15 protein-coding genes and 1 pseudogene are annotated in these 18,957 nt (G+C 60.3%); 14 read left to right on the plus strand and 2 right to left on the minus strand.

The genetic code is table 11. From position 1 onward, the window contains the following. The 3 genes from nadC (at nucleotide 1) to typA (ending at nucleotide 4,262) form a co-directional block, all read left to right on the plus strand. Nucleotides 1-894 (plus strand): carboxylating nicotinate-nucleotide diphosphorylase, encoded by an 894-nt coding sequence (gene nadC / locus FYJ31_RS02260; RefSeq protein WP_154535863.1) that lies wholly within the window; start codon nucleotides 1-3, stop codon nucleotides 892-894. 2 nt (nucleotides 895-896) lie between these two features. After that, the gene (locus FYJ31_RS02265; protein ID WP_154535864.1) at nucleotides 897-2,144 is read left to right on the plus strand and encodes a cysteine desulfurase family protein; all 1,248 of its coding nucleotides are present in this window, start codon (nucleotides 897-899) and stop codon (nucleotides 2,142-2,144) included. Nucleotides 2,145-2,330: 186 nt separating this feature from the next. Next, nucleotides 2,331-4,262 carry a translational GTPase TypA gene (gene typA, locus FYJ31_RS02270; RefSeq protein ID WP_154535865.1) on the plus strand — a complete coding sequence of 644 codons (1,932 nt, stop codon included), beginning with the start codon at nucleotides 2,331-2,333 and terminating at the stop codon, nucleotides 4,260-4,262. Between the two features lie 182 nt (nucleotides 4,263-4,444). On the opposite strand, the gene FYJ31_RS02275 is transcribed toward typA, so the two are convergent. Next, a complete protein-coding gene (locus FYJ31_RS02275) occupies nucleotides 4,445-5,773 on the minus strand; it encodes an MFS transporter (RefSeq protein WP_229773820.1) in 1,329 nt (442 codons plus the stop codon). 359 nt (nucleotides 5,774-6,132) lie between these two features. On the opposite strand from FYJ31_RS02275, the pseudogene FYJ31_RS02280 reads away from it, so the two are divergent. From FYJ31_RS02280 to FYJ31_RS02325, 10 genes and pseudogenes are all read left to right on the plus strand, one after another. Further along, nucleotides 6,133-6,486: pseudogene (locus FYJ31_RS02280) on the plus strand (helix-turn-helix domain-containing protein); the annotation flags it as partial. Between the two features lie 38 nt (nucleotides 6,487-6,524). Further along, entirely contained in the window at nucleotides 6,525-6,971 is a 447-nt protein-coding gene (locus FYJ31_RS02285) for an alcohol dehydrogenase (RefSeq protein WP_174773964.1), read from the plus strand. A gap of 79 nt (nucleotides 6,972-7,050) precedes the next feature. Then, the gene (locus tag FYJ31_RS02290) at nucleotides 7,051-8,028 is read left to right on the plus strand and encodes a prephenate dehydratase (RefSeq protein WP_154535866.1); all 978 of its coding nucleotides are present in this window, start codon (nucleotides 7,051-7,053) and stop codon (nucleotides 8,026-8,028) included. Then, the gene (locus FYJ31_RS02295; protein ID WP_012577286.1) at nucleotides 8,022-9,086 is read left to right on the plus strand and encodes a prephenate dehydrogenase; all 1,065 of its coding nucleotides are present in this window, start codon (nucleotides 8,022-8,024) and stop codon (nucleotides 9,084-9,086) included. The genes FYJ31_RS02290 and FYJ31_RS02295 overlap by 7 nt, the downstream gene beginning before the upstream one ends. A 191-nt stretch (nucleotides 9,087-9,277) precedes the next feature. Further along, nucleotides 9,278-9,535, plus strand: a complete 258-nt coding sequence (locus FYJ31_RS02300) for a DUF6725 family protein (RefSeq protein ID WP_007052610.1) — start codon at nucleotides 9,278-9,280, stop codon at nucleotides 9,533-9,535. A gap of 34 nt (nucleotides 9,536-9,569) precedes the next feature. Continuing rightward, nucleotides 9,570-10,637 (plus strand): tyrosine recombinase XerC, encoded by a 1,068-nt coding sequence (locus tag FYJ31_RS02305; protein WP_326831161.1) that lies wholly within the window; start codon nucleotides 9,570-9,572, stop codon nucleotides 10,635-10,637. Between the two features lie 253 nt (nucleotides 10,638-10,890). Continuing rightward, complete coding sequence (locus FYJ31_RS02310) at nucleotides 10,891-12,531, plus strand: peptide ABC transporter substrate-binding protein (protein WP_154535868.1); 1,641 nt, start codon at nucleotides 10,891-10,893, stop codon at nucleotides 12,529-12,531. A 300-nt stretch (nucleotides 12,532-12,831) separates the two neighbouring features. Next, nucleotides 12,832-13,758, plus strand: coding sequence for an ABC transporter permease (locus FYJ31_RS02315; RefSeq protein WP_154535869.1), 927 nt, complete (start codon nucleotides 12,832-12,834; stop codon nucleotides 13,756-13,758). 20 nt (nucleotides 13,759-13,778) lie between these two features. Beyond that, complete coding sequence (locus tag FYJ31_RS02320; protein ID WP_012577290.1) at nucleotides 13,779-14,783, plus strand: ABC transporter permease; 1,005 nt, start codon at nucleotides 13,779-13,781, stop codon at nucleotides 14,781-14,783. A 22-nt stretch (nucleotides 14,784-14,805) separates the two neighbouring features. Beyond that, the gene (locus FYJ31_RS02325; protein ID WP_154535870.1) at nucleotides 14,806-16,815 is read left to right on the plus strand and encodes a dipeptide ABC transporter ATP-binding protein; all 2,010 of its coding nucleotides are present in this window, start codon (nucleotides 14,806-14,808) and stop codon (nucleotides 16,813-16,815) included. Between the two features lie 309 nt (nucleotides 16,816-17,124). On the opposite strand, the gene FYJ31_RS02330 is transcribed toward FYJ31_RS02325, so the two are convergent. Further along, nucleotides 17,125-17,985, minus strand: a complete 861-nt coding sequence (locus FYJ31_RS02330) for an exodeoxyribonuclease III (RefSeq protein WP_060620898.1) — start codon at nucleotides 17,983-17,985, stop codon at nucleotides 17,125-17,127. Between the two features lie 124 nt (nucleotides 17,986-18,109). On the opposite strand from FYJ31_RS02330, the gene FYJ31_RS02335 reads away from it, so the two are divergent. Further along, nucleotides 18,110-18,955 carry a DUF3710 domain-containing protein gene (locus FYJ31_RS02335; protein WP_154535871.1) on the plus strand — a complete coding sequence of 282 codons (846 nt, stop codon included), beginning with the start codon at nucleotides 18,110-18,112 and terminating at the stop codon, nucleotides 18,953-18,955. Nucleotides 18,956-18,957 lie beyond the last annotated feature (2 nt).

The raw sequence follows: 18,957 nt of genomic DNA on the forward strand, positions 1-18,957 counted from the left end.
ATGCTCACATCACACATCATCCGCACCGCCGTCGAAGCGGCGCTCGCCGAAGACGCGCCCTACGGCGACATCACCTGCGAGACCACCATCCCCGCGGACGAAACCGGCTCGGCCCACCTCGCCGCGCGCGAAAACGGTGTGATGAGCGGCATCGACGTGTTCGCCGCAGCCTTCGCCGCACAGAACCCGGCCGTCACCGTCACCGTCACCATCAAGGACGGTGAGCGATTCCAGCGCGGCCAGATACTCGCCACCGTGGCAGGCCCGGTACGCGACCTGCTCACCGCCGAGCGCATCGCCCTCAACTTCACCCAGCGCATGAGCGGCATCGCCACCATGACCGCCGCCTTCGTGGACGCGGTGAACGCCATCTACGGCGACGACTATGACGGACCCGTCACCCGGCCACGCCGCTACGAGCGCACCCGCATCGTCGATACGCGCAAAACCACGCCCGGCCTGCGCCCGTTCGAAAAATACGCCGTGGTCTGCGGCGGCGGCCACAACCATCGCTACGGACTGTCCGACGCGGTCATGATGAAGGACAACCATCTGGCGGCGCTCGCCGCGCGCGGCATCGACCTGGCCGGCGTGATCCGCCACGTGCGCGAACAGGTGGGCCACACCACGCATATCGAAGTGGAAGTCGACCGCCTTGACCAGATTCCCGCCGTGCTCGCCGGCGGAGCGGACACCATCATGCTGGACAATTTCTCGCTCGACGACACCCGTCGCGGCGTGGAGCTCATCGACGGCAAGGCCATCGTGGAAGCCAGCGGCAACATGAGCCTGGAGCGAGTGCCAGCCGTGGCCGCCACCGGCGTGGACGTGATCTCCGTGGGTGCGCTCACCCACTCCGTGCGTAGCATCGACCTCGGATTGGATTGGAACTAGTCATGGCCGATACCCCCAACACGTCCAGCGAAGCCGGCGAACTGTACCTGGACGCCGCCGCCACCGAACCAGTGAGCCCGGCAGTCATCGAGGCCATGACCCCGTTCCTGACTGAGGCCTACGCCAATCCGGCCAGTGTGCACCAGCCTGGCAAAACCGCGGCCCGCGCGCTGGACGCGGCTCGCGCATCATTTGCCGCGGCATTGGGCGCCAGGCCGGATGACGTGATCTTCACCTCAGGCGGCACCGAATCGGACAATCTGGCCATCAAAGGCATTGCCATGGCCCGCATGCGCAAGCTGGGCCTGCGGCCGGTCTACGGACTCGACGAAACCGATGGCAAGCAGCTGGCAAGCAGCCGCCCGCGCATTATCATTTCCGCTATCGAGCACCCGGCCGTGGCCCAATCGGCGGCATGGCTGCACGAATGGTTCGGTTTCGAAGTCGTGCGCATTCCCGTGGATGCGCAAGCACATCTCGATCTCGACGCACTTGAATGCGAGCTCGACGGCGAGGCCAGCGAACGTACCACGATGGTCTCCACCATGCTGGCCAACAACGAGGTCGGCACCGTGGAACCCGTGGAGGAACTGGTCCGCATCGCCCACGCGCACGGCGTGCCCATCCATGTGGACGCCGTACAGGCCGCCGGCCAGATTCCGATTCGTTTTCGTGACTGGGATGTGGACGCTCTGTCCGTATCCGGGCACAAGTTCGGCACGCCCAAAGGTCTGGGCGCACTGCTGGTACGCGGCCGCACGCCCATCGAACCGGTGCTGTCCGGCGGCGGGCAGGAACGCGGCCTGCGCTCCGGCACACAGAACGTGGCCGGTGCCGTGGCGCTCGCCATCGGACTCAATGAATCGAATGCGCGCATGCAGGCGCAGTACCGTGAATTGGTCGCGTCCCGAGACATGCTCATCGACGCGGTCCGCAGGGTCGTGCCCCGCGCCGACCTGACCGGCGACCCCGTGCGCCGCCTGCCCGGGCACGCCTCCTTCGTCTTTCCCGGCGTCACCGGCGAGGCGCTGCTGGTCGATCTGGACGCGCGCGGCATCGCAGCCTCCTCCGGTTCGGCCTGCGCCATCGGACGCCACGAGATTCCTGCCACGTTGCTGGCGATGGGCCTCGAACCGTCCGTCGCCAAATCGGCATTGCGCATGACGTTCCGCAGGCCATTGGCCCGCGAGCAGATCGAACGGGTCAGCCTGGCCCTCGAAGAGTCCTATGCCGGCCTGACCCGGCGTTGACCCGGCACCGTCGGGTCAGGCCCGGACAATCCGCGGGGGAGCGCTCGCCGCGTGGTCAAGCCGTGCAAGTATCATCGTGACGGTTTGTGTGCAGGTATACATAACACCTCAGAGTAGATACTCAAGTACTCGAGAACGCAAGTACCGAACGATTACGCAAAAGAATCAGCATTAAGAGAGGTTTCGATGGCGGTTCGTGGAGATATCCGTAATGTGGCGATTGTGGCTCACGTCGATCACGGCAAGACCACCCTGGTCAATGCCATGCTTCAGCAGTCGCACGTGTTTTCCGAGCGTGAGGAAGTGCCGGATCGTGTGATGGATTCCAACGATCTGGAACGCGAGAAGGGCATCACCATCCTCGCCAAGAACACGGCCGTGGAATACACCGGTCCGCTGGCCGCCAAGTACGGCCACCCGGAGGGCATCACCCTCAACATCATCGATACCCCCGGCCATGCCGACTTCGGTGGCGAGGTCGAGCGCGGCATCTCCATGGTCGACGGGGTCGTGCTGCTCGTGGACGCCTCCGAAGGCCCGCTGCCGCAGACCCGATTCGTGCTGCGCAAGGCCCTGGAGGCCAAGCTGCCGGTCATCCTGTGCGTGAACAAGGTCGACCGCCCCGACGCCCGTATCGAAGAGGTCGTCGGCGAAACCTCCGACCTGCTGCTCGGCCTGGCCGACGACGTGCAGCACGAGGGCATCGACCTGAACCTTGACCAGCTGCTGGAAATGCCGGTCATCTACTGCGCCGCCAAGGCCGGCTACGCCTCCGTGAACCAGCCCGCCGACGGTGGCCTGCCGGACAACGAGAACCTCGAGCCGCTGTTCGAGGCCATCATCTCCACCATCCCGGCCCCCGAATACGAGGAAGGCGCCCCGCTGCAGGCTCACGTGGCCAACATCGATTCCTCCGACTTCCTCGGCCGACTCGGTCTGGTCCGTATCTACAACGGCACCCTTGAGAAGGGCAAGACCTACGGCCTGTCCCGTGTGGACGGCTCCCTCGAGAACTTCCGCGTCTCCGAACTGCTGCGCACGCAGGGCCTCGAGCGCACCCCGGTCGAGTCCGCGGGCCCCGGCGACATCGTGGCCGTTGCCGGCGTTAACGACATCATGATCGGCGAGACCATCGTCGACCCCAACGACCCGAAGCCGCTGCCGCTCATCCATGTGGACGATCCGGCCATCTCCATGACCTTCGGCACCAACGACTCCCCGCTGGCCGGCACCGAAGGCAAGGACCACAAGCTCACCGCCCGCATGATCAAGGACCGTCTGGACCGCGAGCTCATCGGCAACGTCTCCATCAAGGTGTTGCCCACCGACCGCCCCGACGCCTGGGAGGTCCAGGGCCGTGGCGAGCTGGCGCTGGCCGTGCTCGCCGAGCAGATGCGTCGCGAAGGCTACGAGCTGACCGTCGGCCGTCCGCAGGTGGTCACCAAGAAGATCGACGGCGTGGTCAACGAGCCGATGGAAAACACCACCATCGACGTGCCGGAAGAGTACATGGGCACCGTCACCCAGCTCATGGCCGACCGCAAGGGACGCATGGACGGCATGACCAACCACGGCTCCGGCTGGGTCCGTCTGCAGTTCACCGTGCCGTCCCGTGGCCTGATCGGCTTCCGCACCGCGCTGCTCTCCGCCACCCGCGGCACCGGCATCTCCTCCTCCATCTCCGCCGGCTACGCGCCGTGGGCCGGTGCCATCACCATTCGCCAGAACGGTTCCATGGTTTCCGATCGCAAGGGTATCGCCACCCCATACGCCATGCAGCGTCTGCAGGCCCGTGGCAACTTCTTCGTCGAACCGCAGTCCCCGGTGTACGAGGGCCAGGTCGTGGGCGTGAACAACAAGCCCGACGAGCTGGACGTGAACATCACGCTGGCCAAGCACATGACCAACATGCGTTCCTCCACCGCTGACGTGCTCGAAACCCTGACCCCGCCGATCAAGATGAGCCTCGAGGAGTCCCTGGACTTCGCCAACGAGGACGAATGCGTGGAAGTCACCCCGGAGTCCATCCGCGTGCGCAAGATCATCCTCGGCCGTGAGGACTGGTACAAGTGGCGCGCCAAGCAGCGTCGCCAGAACGCCGCGCAGCAGGGTAAGTGATCTGGTGCGGCTGTAGCCACCATTCTCTCTAGCTCCCCTCTCTGAGGGGAGCTAAGTTTATAAGAGTTTACGGGTGGAAGGTTGGATGCTTAAACGTCCAACCTTCCACGCCCATAGACCTCATAATAGAGGCTATTTCATAGCATCTATTTCACACTTAATTGATTTCATCGAGAGATGAGTCAACCCACCTGCTTTTTGTTATTGGTTGATGGAGATTTGATAAATAGGCGCATAATTATTACACCAACTGCACTTATCGAACCAACGATCCACCATCCTATCATGGAAAATGAAGAGCATAATGGTGTAGTAATATAAGGATATAAAATGCCGAAAGCGCCGTCGATAAAATTACTTGACGCTTCGTATTCTCCTTGCTTTCCTTGACGACGTAAAGCGTATGATACCGTCCAAGCCGCGCCATTCATAGCAATTTCAGTCAACGCTAGCAGAGCAGTGATGACACAAAAAACGAAAATAGCGGCAATTTCGTATCCATATTGAGATAGGAATAAGGAGACCGGAACCAATACTACTGCGAGTGACTGGATTAAAGCAGCACATTCGTAATCCTTAACACCTTCCAAGAAGGTTGCATTTTTACGCGTTAAAACGGTATGCAATATCGTGCCGGTGAGATTTACCATTGCCTTATGAACTCCAACTAAAACTGTTGGAAATGCAGTGAACTTTACCAGCCATACTGGCATGCCAGTATTAAATGCGTACAAAGCCAATACGGGTATATTCATCAGGATACAGGTCATGATGAACCGGGAATCACGCATAGCACCTTGAGTATTAAGATGCAACATTTTGAAATTGATATTACGAATAGAGTTAAAAGATTTACGTAACCAATAAAATACATTGCGAACAGATTTATTCTCTGAATGATCACGGATCCTAGGCAGTCGTAAAGCACTTACCGACACTAAAAAACTGCTTATAGCATTTACAGCAATGGCAACGATGTACCAAGAACGCGTATTCCCCGACAATGCAAGCAAAGAACCAATCGTACCAAGAATCGTGCCAAGATAACCGTATGACGCGGTAACCGATCGTGTTGTAGCAATATCGTCGGACGGTGTATACCGTACTATCAAAATGCTTCTAGCCGGATGATAGAATGAAGATGATAATCCGGACATCGCAAGTAAAATTGTGATCGCTGCAGGATCAGTAATAAAGCATAACAAAGCCATGCACATGCCGAAGCAAATATTAGATGCACAAATAACAGATCGTGGTTCTAAACGATCGGTAATCGTACCGCAACATGCAGAGCCGATCATCATTCCTGCAGCCATTGCACATCCGCTCACGGTTAGCCATAACGTACTAAATTTCAAAATGCCAGTAACATATACCGACCACGTCGATACCATTGCAACGGAACCTATGTTATTGAGCAGTGTATTGAAACACATAATACGTAATGCTGAATCCAACTCCGTAATACGAACGATGGCGATCTTATGTAAAAGATTATTTAGATATACCATAAAAAAATTCCAAGACTCAAGAAATCGGATGAGGCATATTTGATGTTTGATTTAACGATGTCGTAAACATATTGCATTCATCACGGACCCCAAACATTAGTGGAATACAGTGCTCCGAAATCACTTGAACAAACTGCATACGTCGTACTTGACTTTAAAGAATTAAGTACACCTTTCATGCTTGCATAGATAAGAAAATTACGTTATTTGCATCTCGCATTGTGAAGGTTAAGTCATCACAAACTACATAGTCACGCAAAGCCAGCACTCCTGACGAGCGGGAACAACACCGGAGAACAAACCCGATAATGGCCGAGATCGGCCTGCCTGACCCCGAATACAGCGAACCCAACAACTTCATGGTCAAACTTGTCCTGCGCAACAACATTCGGCAGTGCGTACCCTACCTCAACGACACTGAGGGCATGACCATCAGGAAGGTCATTGCGGAGCTCGGGTACCCGTCCGAGGGGGCGCTGGTGAAATGGGTTCGCGAGGATCCGCGCGACGCGGGCTGCACGCCGACGAGCGTGTACCAGTGGATGCACCGCTACCACAGCGGGGGGATACTGGGCCTGATGAACGCAAGAAACGCGCCGATGCCCGCTGAACCGATGCCCGGGTCCGGCGGAGGCGGCGTGGAGGGGCTGCGCCGGCAGGTGGAGGCCCTGCGGTTGGAGAATGCGGTGATGAGGGAGACGATCAATGTTTTATTCCTCGCCAAGTCATATCCCCACCTATACTGAAACGCATGACTGTGAAGAGCACTGCTGAATTGCGTCCGTGGTCGTATCGCCAGAACGCGCTGGTCAAATCGTTGATCACGATTGCGGCGGGCGTGGCTTCCGCCTTTGTGGGCACGTTCGCCCACCGTATGGGTGCAGAACTGAGTATTCCGTATGGTCTGGTGCTGGCATTTCTGCTGATCGGCCTATCGACATGGTGCGCCCGCTCGCGCATGGGCGCGGTCGGCCTGGCCATGCACCTCATCGCCTCCTCGCTGACCGCGTGGGGCATGGCCTTGACCACCACCTACGGCAAGGCGCTCATCGTCGCCGGATTCCAAGGCGACATGCCGTTCTTCTCCCAGCATGCCGGCTACATCTGGCTGTACGGCCTGATACTGGTCCAAGTCGTCCTGCTCATTCTTCCCGCCCGCTGGTTCGTTATTCCCACTCATTCTGAATCGCGCGCGTAACTATATATGGCGGCACATTTCCGGGAATGCGTCGCGTATCGGCGGGCGTAGGGGATTACGGCCGCTACCATAGAACCTTATGGCACGCATGAAACTGTTTTACTTGGGCCCGGAAGGCACCTTCACCCATCAGGCGGCAATGACGGCCGCCGACCAGTTCGCCACACTCGGCGACTTCGACCTCACCGCCCTGCCCGACGTGCCCGCGATCATGCAGGCCGTACAGTCGCGCCAAGGCTGGGGCGTCATCGCATGGGAAAACAACGTCGAAGGCTATGTGGTCCCGAATCTCGACGCGCTGATCGACGCCCTCGACGCGGCCGGCTTCGCCCGGATCAGTGTGGACGTGGCCTTCAACGCCTTCACCGTGCGCGGCCACAGCATCTGCGACTGCACCGGCAACCCCGTCAGCGCCCACCCGCACGGCCTGGCCCAATGCACCCGGTTCATCACCGAACACCATTTGCAGCCCGAACCCGCATCCTCCAACGCCGCCGCCTGCCGCGACCTGAAGCCCGGCCGCGTGGCGCTCGGCCCCAGCATCTGCGGCGAACTCTACGATCTCGACACCCTCGCCGAACATGTGCAGGATTTCGATGGCGCGCACACCGAATTCCTTGTCATCGCCCCGCGTGATGTGGTCCAGGAATTCAACGCCCGCGCCCACCGCAATGACGCCGGCGACTTCGAAACCATCATCACCTTCATCCCGCTGGTCACCGGCCCCGGCGTGCTCGCCGACCTGCTGGACGTCCTGCGTGATGCGGGGCTGAACATGACCAGCTTCATCTCGCGCCCGATCAAAGGCCACGACGGAACCTACAGCTTCATCGCCACCCTTGACGCCGCCCCCTGGGAGCCAAGATTCCGCACCGCACTGGAAGAGATCGCCGGACACGGCGACTGGGCAAAAACCTTGGCCGTCTACCCACGCCGCGAACGCCCGAACCCGCCGGTCGACGCCTGGATGCTGCCCGAGGGCGGCGTCCACATCACCAATCGCGCGTCGGAAGGCTGGCAGTACGCCGAGGGAGCAAGGAAGGAACTGCTGTGGTAGACACAGTCGGAATCGTCGGACTCGGATTGATTGGCGGCTCGCTCGCACGCCGCCTGACCGAGCGTGGCGTACGCGTCATCGCGTGGAACCATCGCTCGCACCCCTACGCTCAGGCCGAAGCCGATGGCATTTTCTGCAAGAGCACGCTCTCCGAACTCATGGATGCCGAGCCGGATGTGGTCGTGCTGTGCAATCCGCTCAAGGCGATGCCCTCAATCCTCGCCGCCCTAGCCCCGCTTATGGGCGACCATCCGAACACCACGCTCACCGACGTGGGCTCAGTCAAGGGCATGGTCCGCGATCAGGTCAAGGCTGCCGCGCTGGGGAAGTGCTACGTCGGCGCCCATCCGATGGCCGGCAACGAACTGTCCGGCTGGCAGGCCGCCGACCCGCATCTGTACGACGGGGCCCTATGGGCCATCACCGTGGACGAGTCCACGGACTACCGCCGCTTCCTCGACGTCGCCGCGATGATCACCAAGGACGTCGGCAACCGCGTCATCGTCGTGGACGACGAAACGCATGACAAGGCCGCGGCGATGATCTCCCACATGCCGCATGTGGTGTCCACCGCGCTGATCAACGAACTGGTCGCCAACCCGGACCGCAACATCGCCGCCGCGCTGGCTGCCGGCTGCTGGAGGGACATGACCCGCGTGTCCCTGACCGACCCGGACCGCACGCGCGCGATGGTCGAGGAAGACTCGCTGAACGTCGAAGTGCTGCTGCGTCGCATGGCGGCACGTCTGACCGATATGGCCGACCAACTGCACGCTGGTGCCGACGGCGAGCAGGATGTGATGGGATTCTTCGCCGAAGGCGACCCCTTCCGCCGGTACAAGGCCGCCGTGACGCGAGCCGGCATCACCGCTGCACAAGCTGGTACGGCCACCGCGCAGCAAGCCGGCACAACTGCCGCCGGATTCCCGGAACGCGAGCTCGCCGTCCCCGAAGCCGGCTGGCAGCAGACCTTGCTGTTCTCCGCACGCCGGGGAGAAGCCATCACCGGTTTCATCCATCCGCGTCAGGCCATCGTCCAACTGCGCCCCGCCATGTAGCCCGTGTGCAGGTTCCCCTCGCCGCCCGTCACGAAGAAGGCTGCGCGAGGGGGATGAAGTTCCCGCTTGTTTTCGTGAGAAGACCGTGTGGCTCCGCTATTCGAAAGACCCAAAGGAGTAAGGTAGTCTGTACCGTTTTTCGGGAAACGCATCGAAGTTGATGCGGTGGATGGTTAAGGGGATGATGACGTATGACGTTACCAAGGCAGATTCCGGCCGGTGCCCGCGTGGTGGTGCGCATCACCGACGGCATTGACCCGGTCGACCACCGTATGAAGTTCCGCGACTATGTGGGGCATGTGGTTTCCTGGGATGGATACACGTTGGAGATGGTGCGTGACGCCGCCGCCAATGGTTCGCGCCCGGCCCAGAACGTGACCATCCATCAGGAACAGATTGCCACATTGAAACCCGTGCCGGAGCGGCGTAACACGCCACCCCGGCCGTAACCCAAGGCCATAAAGAATTCGGAGGAGAACGAGAGTGTCATCTACGCAGTTCGACGGCGATATCGACTCCTTCGTCTCCTATCTGAAGTCCAACCGCGGCCTGTCAGCGAATACGCTCAAAGCGTATCGCGCGGATCTCACGGCATGCCTGCACCTGTTCGAGCTGCGCGGCGTGACCGATCTGAACGAGATCACGCTGGATGATCTGCGCAGCTGGATGGCGGTGGAATCGCGCGATCACGCCCGCAGCAGCATGGCCCGCAAAACCGTGGCCGTGCGCGGGTTCTTCGCGTGGGCCTATGAGCATGGGGTGACCACCACCGACCCGGCCGCCACACTGATGACTCCCTCGATTCCCAGCACGCTGCCCGCGGTGCTCACCGAATCCCAGGCCGAGCAATTATTGGATGTCGCTGAACATGCCGTTGCAACAAACCAGTACAAGGACGATGGGGGAGCGGCAGCCGTGTCCGGCAGCGGCAAGGCAGCTGGCAAGACAGCTGATAAGTCGGCCGATACCGTAAACCGCAGTGAGGCACCCGTCCGTGCAGACAAGCGCAACAACGCCCGAGTCACCGCCGAATCGCAGCGCAACGCCGCGATTCTCGAACTGCTGTATGCCACCGGCATCCGTGTCGCCGAACTGGTGTCGATGGATATCGCCGACATCGACTTCTCCACTCGCACCATCAAAGTCACCGGCAAAGGCAACAAGCAACGCGTGGTGCCGTTCGGACTACCCGCCCAGCGTGCGCTGGAGACTTGGCTGGAACAGGGGCGGCCGGTACTGGCCCGTACGGCAACGGATGCAGTCAAGTCCCGTGCTGCCAACGCCCTGTTCCTCGGCGCACGAGGCGGCCGTATCGACCAACGCATAGCCCGTGACATCGTGCACAGAGCGGCCCGAGAGGCCGGCGTGCCGGACATCAGCCCCCATGCGTTGCGTCATTCCGCCGCCACGCACATACTGGACGGCGGTGCCGATTTGAGGGAGGTGCAGGAGATGCTCGGGCATTCCTCCTTGAAAACTACACAACGCTATACGCACGTCTCCATCGAGCAGCTCAAGAGCCGTTACGGACAGGCCTTTCCGCGGGCATGACCACTATGTGGACATTGGTTAACAAACTCAGCAAAGACTGAACCTAGCCGGCAAGAACACCTGAATTTTACATGGGTGTAACAAAAAATACACTGCTTGTCTCCCAAGTGCGCAAAAATGACAGGTAATCAGCAACGGGGTTGGATTGTTCGAGACATCGTGAGATGCAAGTCTCACGGTGACGGGGAATCCAGCCCCGTTCGCATGAGGCGGGGCTGAGACGTCCTGCAACCTAATGAATAGGAGAAATCATATGAAGAAGAAAGCTCTTGCTTTCGCTGCCATGGCTTGCTCCGTGGCCATGCTGCTGAGCGCCTGCGGCGGCTCCAACAGCAACGCTGCCTCCGGTAACACCGCTGGCTCCAACATCATCACTGCGTACAACTCCGAACCGCAGAACCCGCTGATCCCGGGCAACACCAACGAAACCGGCGGCGGCAAGCCGGTCGACCTGCTGTTCTCCCGTCTGGTCTCCTTCGACAAGGACGGCAAGGCTTCCAACGAAGTGGCCGAGTCCATCACCCCGAACGATGACGCCACCCAGTACACCATCAAGATCAAGTCTGGCTGGAAGTTCACCGACGGCACTCCGGTGACCGCTGAGTCCTTCACCAAGGCCTGGTCCTACGTGGCCAACGCCAAGAACGCCCAGAAGTGCTCCTCCTTCTTCTCCGCCATCGCCGGCTATGACGATCTGCAGAAGGATGGCCTCAAGGGTGACGAGCAGCTCTCCGGCCTCAAGGTCGTGGACGACACCACCTTCACCGTCGACCTGAACCAGTCCGACTCCGTGTTCCCGATTAAGGTCGGCTACTCGGCCTTCGCCCCGCTGCCTGAGTCCTTCTACAAGGACCCGAAGGCCTTCGGCGAGGCTCCTGTGGGCAACGGCCCGTACAAGTTCTCCAAGTGGGACCACAACAAGGAAATCGCCCTCGTCAAGAACCCTGACTACAAGGGCAACGAGGACGTCAAGAACGATGGCGTGACCTTCAAGGTCTACACCGACGACTCCGCCGCCTACCGCGACATTCAGGCCGGCAACCTCGACGTGATGGAGTCCGTCCCGGCCGCCTTCACCAAGACCTTCAAGACCGACAAGAAGGTCCAGGCATACTCCGAGGCCGGCTCCGTCATCCAGACCTTCACCATCCCGTCCTCCCTTGACCACTTCAAGAACGACGAGGAAGGCCAGCTGCGTCGCCAGGCCATCTCCATGGCCCTCAACCGCAAGCAGCTCATCGACAAGGTGCTGAACGGCAACGCCACCGCCGCCACCGAGTTCACCTCCCCGAAGACCCCGGGCTACTCCGACTCCCTCAAGGGTGCCGACAACCTGAAGTTCAACGCCTCCAAGGCCAAGGAACTGTGGGCCAAGGCTGACGCCATCTCCAAGTACGACGGCCAGCTCACCTTCTCCTACAACGCCGATGGTGGTGCCAAGCCGCTTTACGACGCCGTCGTGAACCAGCTCAAGAACAACTTGGGCATCGACGCGGCCACCAACCCGATCCCGACCTTCCAGGAATTCCGTGACGCGGTCACCAACCGTCAGATGAAGGGCGCCTTCCGTACCGGCTGGCAGCCTGACTACCCGTCCGCCGAGAACTACCTGTGGCAGCTGTACTCCACCGCTGCTGCTGATGGCAACGGCTCCAACGATGGTGACTACAAGAACCCGGCCTTCGATGACCTGTGCAAGCAGGCTGCTGCCGCTTCCAGCACTGATGACGCCAACAAGCTGTACCAGCAGGCTGAGGAAATCCTCCTCAACGACCTTCCGGCCATCCCGCTGTACTACTCCAACGCCTCCGGTGTGGCTTCCCTCAACGTGAAGTCCGGCTACGCCTTCGATTGGCAGAACCTCCCGACCTACACCGAGATGTCCAAGAAGTGAGTCTGACTCACTGAACGGATACCGTTAGGTAGTTCGGAAATAAAGGGCGAGGATCGCAAGATCCCCGCCCTTTTTGTTGTGTGAGGGGTGCTTGCTCACGCCATCGGGAACCAAGTTAAAGTATCCACTATCCGACCGCAACCATGGACATATCCACCAACATTGCCCAATCTCAAACCTTGCGTTAACGCAAATTTACATATCACAGTCCGGGCATGCGGTAAACTGTCGGAGTATTTATCGACCGGCGGGGGCGTACTATACCCTTTCTGGCCGGTCTAGGAAATAAGGAGCAACCGTATGGGTAAGTATCTTCTGCGACGCATTCTGCAGATGATCCCCGTGGTTCTCGGTACGACACTTCTGGTCTATGCCCTTGTCTTCGCCCTGCCGGGCGACCCCGTCAAGGCCATGTTCGGAGACAAGCCCGTCAATGAGGCCGTCGCAGCCCAGATCCGCGCAGAATACCATCTCGACCAGCCGTTCATCGTGCAGTACCTCATCTACCTGAAGAATGCACTGACCCTGAACTTCGGCGAGACCTTCGCCGGACAGTCCGTCCTTGACGAAATCACCCGCGCCTTCCCGACCACCATCAAGCTCGGCCTGATGGCGTTCGTGTTCGAGGCGATTTTCGGCGTGGTCTTCGGCATCATCTCGGGCCTCAAGAAAGGCAAGTGGTACGACACCGTCATCCTCATCGTGTCCCTGCTGCTCATCTCCGTGCCGACCTTCGTCACCGGCTTCGTCATGCAGTACATCCTCGGCATCAAGTGGACGATCCTGCCGGTGACCGCCGGTTCCGACCCGGGCTTCCTTGATCTGCTCATGCCGGCCATGGTGCTCGGATCGGTGTCGATGGCCTATATCATCCGACTGACCCGTTCCGAGATCTCCTCCAACATCGCCGAGGATTACGTGCGCACCGCCCGCGCCAAAGGCATGTCGAACGGTCAGGTCATGCTGCGCCACGTACTGCGCAACTCCCTGATTCCGGTCGTCACCTACCTTGGTCAGGACATCGGCGCCCTGATGGGTGGTGCCATGATCACCGAGCAGATCTTCAACATCCACGGCATCGGCTTCCTCACCTACCAGTCCATTCTGAAGGGCGAGGCTAACCTGGTGGTGTCCATCGTCACGTTGCTCATGCTGATCTTCGTGGTGTGCAACCTCGTCGTCGACCTGCTGTACGCGGCCCTCGATCCGCGTATCCGTTACGCGTGAGCCGGGAGGAGTGAGCGATAATGGCAAACGAAACCACTGAGAACGAACTCAACGAGACCGGCGAACCGGGAACCGAATACTTCATGGAAACCCTGCCTGGTCAAGACCGCTACGTAGCTCCAATCGAGGAGACCCCGCTGCAGGACATCGATTCCGTCGACGAATCTGCTCCGGCCACCAGCATGTGGGCCGACGCATGGCGCACCCTGCGCCGCAACCCGCTGTTCATCATCTCCGGGCTGCTGATTCTTTTCATCATCGTGGTGGCCATCGCCCCCGGGCTGTTCACCAAGCAGGACCCGAACGCTTGCGATCTGGGCAACTCCCTGAGCCCCTCCACCGCCGGCCACCCCTTCGGCTTCGACCTGCAAGGCTGCGACGTGTACACCCGCGTGATCTACGGCACGCGCACCTCGCTGTCCGTCGGCGTGCTCTCCACGCTGCTGGTCGTGATCGTCGGCACCCTGATCGGCGCCGTCGCCGGCTTCTTCGGCGGCTGGATTGATGCAGTGCTGAGCCGTATCACCGACATCTTCTTCGCGCTGCCTATGCTGCTTGGCGCCATCGTGGTGCTCCAGATGTTCAAGACCTCCAAGTCCATATGGAAGATCGTGCTGGTGCTTACGCTCTTCGGCTGGGTCGGCGTATGCCGCATCGCCCGCAGCGCCGTGCTGGAATCGAAGAACCTCGAATTCAACACCGCTTCCACGGCCCTCGGCTCCACGCCTGCCAGAAACCTGTTCCGTCACATCTTGCCGAACTCCCTGGCCCCGATCATCGTCATCGCCACCACCTCGCTGGCCTCCTACATCGTGGCCGAAGCCACGCTGAGCTTCCTCGGCGTCGGCCTGCCCACCACCACGGTGAGCTGGGGCGGCGACATCTCCAGCGCGCAGACCAACCTGCAGACCGATCCGATGGTGCTGTTCTACCCGTCCGCCGCACTGGCCATCACCGTGCTTGCGTTCATCATGATGGGCGACGCCGTCAAGGACGCCCTCGATCCGAAGAGCCGTACGGCCTGAGCGAGGGGAGTGGAGAATCATTATGACTGACAACACCAACGCCAAGATGCTGGCTATGCAGAAAGAGCATGGTCCGCTGCTCGAGGTCAAGGATCTGGCCATCGACTTCACCACTGACACCGGCAAGCCGGTGCATGCGGTGCGCGATGCCAACTTCACCGTCTACCCCGGCCAGTGGGTGGCCATCGTGGGCGAATCCGGCTCCGGCAAGTCCACCTCCGCCATGGCTGTGCTGGGCCTGCTGCCCGGCACCGGTCACGTGGTCAACGGTTCCATAAAGCTTGACGGCGAGGAAATCGCCGGCGCCAAGCAGAGCGAGTTCGACAAGCTGCGCGGTACCAAGATGGGTCTCGTGCCTCAGGACCCGATGAGCAACCTCAACCCGGTGTGGCGTATCGGATCCCAGGTCAAGGAGGCGCTGAAGGCCAACAACATGGACGTGGCCCACGAGAAGCGCTCCGCCCTCGCCAAGGCCCTGGCCGGCGACGAGGTCGAAGTCAAGGGCAACGACGACGAGACCTTCCTCGGCGCCAAGGAACTGCCCGAGCTCATGACCGAGGCCAAGAAAGCTTTGACCGAAGCCGGCGTGTCCGGCGAGGACTTCGACAAGGTCGTCGCCCGCTTCACCAACGAATGGGTTCCGGGCTCCGAAACCCGTTGGCGCGTGGCCGACGACCTCATCAAGGCCGGTGTGGCCGATGATCAGGCCTGGTACCTCGCCAAGAAGTACGTCACCGGCTCCACAATGGATGACCGTATCGCGGGTCTGCTGTCCGAGGCCGGTCTGCCCGACGCCGCTACCCGTGCCCGTCAGTTCCCGCACGAGTTCTCCGGTGGTATGCGCCAGCGTGCGCTCATCGCCATAGGCCTGGCCTGCAGACCCGACCTACTGATCGCCGACGAGCCGACCTCCGCCCTGGACGTGACCGTGCAGAAGCGCATCCTCGACCACCTGCACATGCTCACCGACTCGTTGGGCACCGCCGTGCTGTTCATCACCCACGATCTGGGCCTTGCTGCTGAGCGCGCCCAGCACATTGTCGTGATGTACAAGGGTCAGGTTGTCGAATCCGGACCGTCCCTGGAAGTGCTCCAGCACCCGCAGCACCCGTACACCAAGCGACTCGTGGCCGCCGCCCCGTCGCTGGCCTCCCAGCGCATCATCTCCGCCAAGGAGCGCGGTGAGAACGCGGACGCCCTGCTCGATCACCACATCGCCGGCGAAAGCACGCTTGAGAAGAGCGAGCACATCATCACCGTCGACCACTTGACCAAGGAATTCAAGCTGCCCCGCAAGAAGGAGATGTTCAAGGCCGTCGACGACGTGTCCTTCTCCGTCAAGCGCGGCACCACCCTGGCCATCGTGGGCGAATCCGGTTCCGGCAAGTCCACCGTGGCGAACATGGTGCTTCACCTCCTGAAGCCCACTTCCGGCAAGGTGTTCTACGAAGGCCGCGACACCTCCACGTTCAAGGCCAAGGATCTGCTCGGTTTCCGCCGCCACGTGCAGCCGGTGTTCCAGAACCCCTACGGTTCGCTCGACCCGATGTACTCCATCTTCCGTTCCATCGAGGAGCCGCTGCGCATCCACAAGATCGGCGATTCCAAGTGGCGAGCCAACCGTGTCAAGGAACTGCTGGACATGGTCGAGATGCCGGCTTCCGTGATGGGCCGTTACCCGAACGAGCTTTCCGGCGGCCAGCGTCAGCGTATCGCCATCGCACGAGCCATGGCCCTGGACCCGGACGTGATCGTGTGCGATGAGGCCGTCTCCGCTCTGGACGTGCTGGTGCAGGATCAGGTGCTGCACCTACTCAACGATCTGCAGGCCGAAAAGGGCCTGAGCTACCTGTTCATCACCCACGATCTGGCCGTAGTCCGCCAGATCGCCGACGAGGTTGTGGTGATGCAGCACGGCAAGCTCGTGGAGCACGCCACCACCGACGAGGTCTTCGACCACCCGCAGAAGCAGTACACCCGAGACCTGCTCGACGCCATCCCCGGCGGCAAGCTCCAACTCGGTCTGGACTGATAATCTGCGTTTGAGCGCATTGTATTGGGTTCTTTCCATCCGTGGAAAGAACCCAATATTCGTATGTGCAGGTTTGCATGATGGTTCGCGTGGGACGAAAACGCAAAAATTGGTGTTTTCCCGATGTTGTCCCACAATTTGTGGGACAACATCAACATCAATCGATGGACATGAGTGTTGTCCCACAGCAGATTTCTCACGAAGCCCGGAATTACGCCATTCTTAGTGTGGTCGATAATTACTCATGCTGTGGGGTGTGGGACGGCCCGCGAAAATCGTCGATTTTCGGATGTTGTCCCACGGAATACGTCATACCTCGTATGTGATCGTGAGTGGGGCGTGATCGGACCAGCGTTTGTCATACGTGGGAGCCTTGTCGATGACGAATCCGCGTGCGGTCTCCGCCAACTCGGGCGTGGCGAACTGGTAGTCGATTCTCCAGCCGACATTGTTGTCGAAAGCGCGCCCTCGTTGGCTCCACCAGGTGTATGGCCCCTGAATGTCGCCGGCCAACGAACGCATCACATCCACGAACTCGTATTCGTCCAGCCATTTGTCCACGTAGGCACGTTCTTCGGGCAGAAATCCGGCGTGCTTCTCATTGGCCTTGGCGTTCTTGATATCAAGCGGCGTGTGCGCGATGTTGAAATCGCCGCAGAGCACGGCCTGTTTGCCGCCATGCGCAGCCTCGTCCCGCAACGCTCCCATGCGCTTCAGCATCGTGTCCAGAAAACGATACTTCTGTTCCATTTTGGTCGGATCGTCAGTGTTGCCAGCATGCACATACACGGATGCCACGGTGATCGTATAGCCCTCAGGCGTTTTGACATCGGTTTCGATCCAACGCCCTGAATCCACATCCTCGCTCAGACCTGGCAGACCATATCGCTTGTCAAGCACTTCCAAGTCGGTGAGCAGTCCGACTCCCGCGCGGCCTTTCACCCGGCAGACCTCGTTCATGGCATGGAGGTTGGCCGGTGCCTCGATTTTGCCGGCGGTGGCGTATTCGAAACCAAATTCATCGAAAATAGAATCGACATCGTCTTGAGGCGCGCGAACTTCCTGTATGCACCAGACATCCGGCGCATGCTTGCCGGCCCAATCCTCGATGCCCTTGCGTTTGGCCGCACGAATGCCGTTGACGTTAGACGTGGTAATGGTGATGGTCATGCGGCCATACTATTTTGGCCTCCCTACGAATCGAACCGGACACCGGCGGCCGCGATGCTCAGCTTTCTCTAAGCCTGAGTGCTAGTGTTAGCAAGGTTGCAACTGTTATACGAAACGAGGAATCATGGGACTGTTCGGATTCGGCAAGAAGAAGAGCAAGAAGGAAGCCGAGCCGGCCGTTGAGCCTGTCGATGAAGACAAGGTGGCCGCCGAAGCCGCAAACGCCGCAGCAAAGGCGGAAAGCGCTGAAACCGTATTGGCGGAGCCATCCAGCGAATACCAGGGCCGCGGAGAAGAGCGAGGTCCGTGGGACGTCAACGATGAGGACGTGCCCGATTATGACGATTATCTGGATCTCGGTGCCTACTACCTGCCCTTCCTCCAGGGCATCCAGCTGCGTATCAAGGCCAACCGCGCCACCCAGCAAGTGCTTGGCTCCACCATCACCTTCGGCTCCTCCAGTCTGGAGATCGAAGCCTTTGCCGCACCCAAGACCCTGGGACTGTGGGACGACGTTCGCGGTGACCTGCTTGAAGCCAACAAGGTCGCTTCTGAAGTGGACGGTGTGTTCGGCACCGAACTGAAGCTGCCGGTCAATGTCAAGGGCGGCAAAACCGTGAACACGCGCATCGTTGGTGTGGACGGCCCGCGCTGGATGCTGCGTGGCATCTTCTCCGGCAAGGCTGCTATCGATCCGGACAGCTCGGAGACTGAGGCGCTGAACAAGTTCTTCGCCGGCATCGTCGTCGAGCGTGGCGAGGAGCCTTTGGCGCCGCGCGATCTGATCCCGATGCATCCGCCGGTCGCCCCCGCCGAGCGCAAGGCCGCGGCCGAAGCCGGCGAGGAGAACGGCAAGGAACACTTCAAGGACATTCCGGACAACAAGCCGAAGGGTCCGCTGAGCCAGGACCAGCAGACCGAAGTGAAGACCACGCTGTCTCGCGGCCCGATGTTCTCCGAAGTTCGCTGATT

The sequence above is a fragment of the Bifidobacterium sp. WCA-178-WT-4B genome (genome assembly GCF_009696495.1).
Taxonomy (GTDB): domain Bacteria; phylum Actinomycetota; class Actinomycetes; order Actinomycetales; family Bifidobacteriaceae; genus Bifidobacterium; species Bifidobacterium infantis.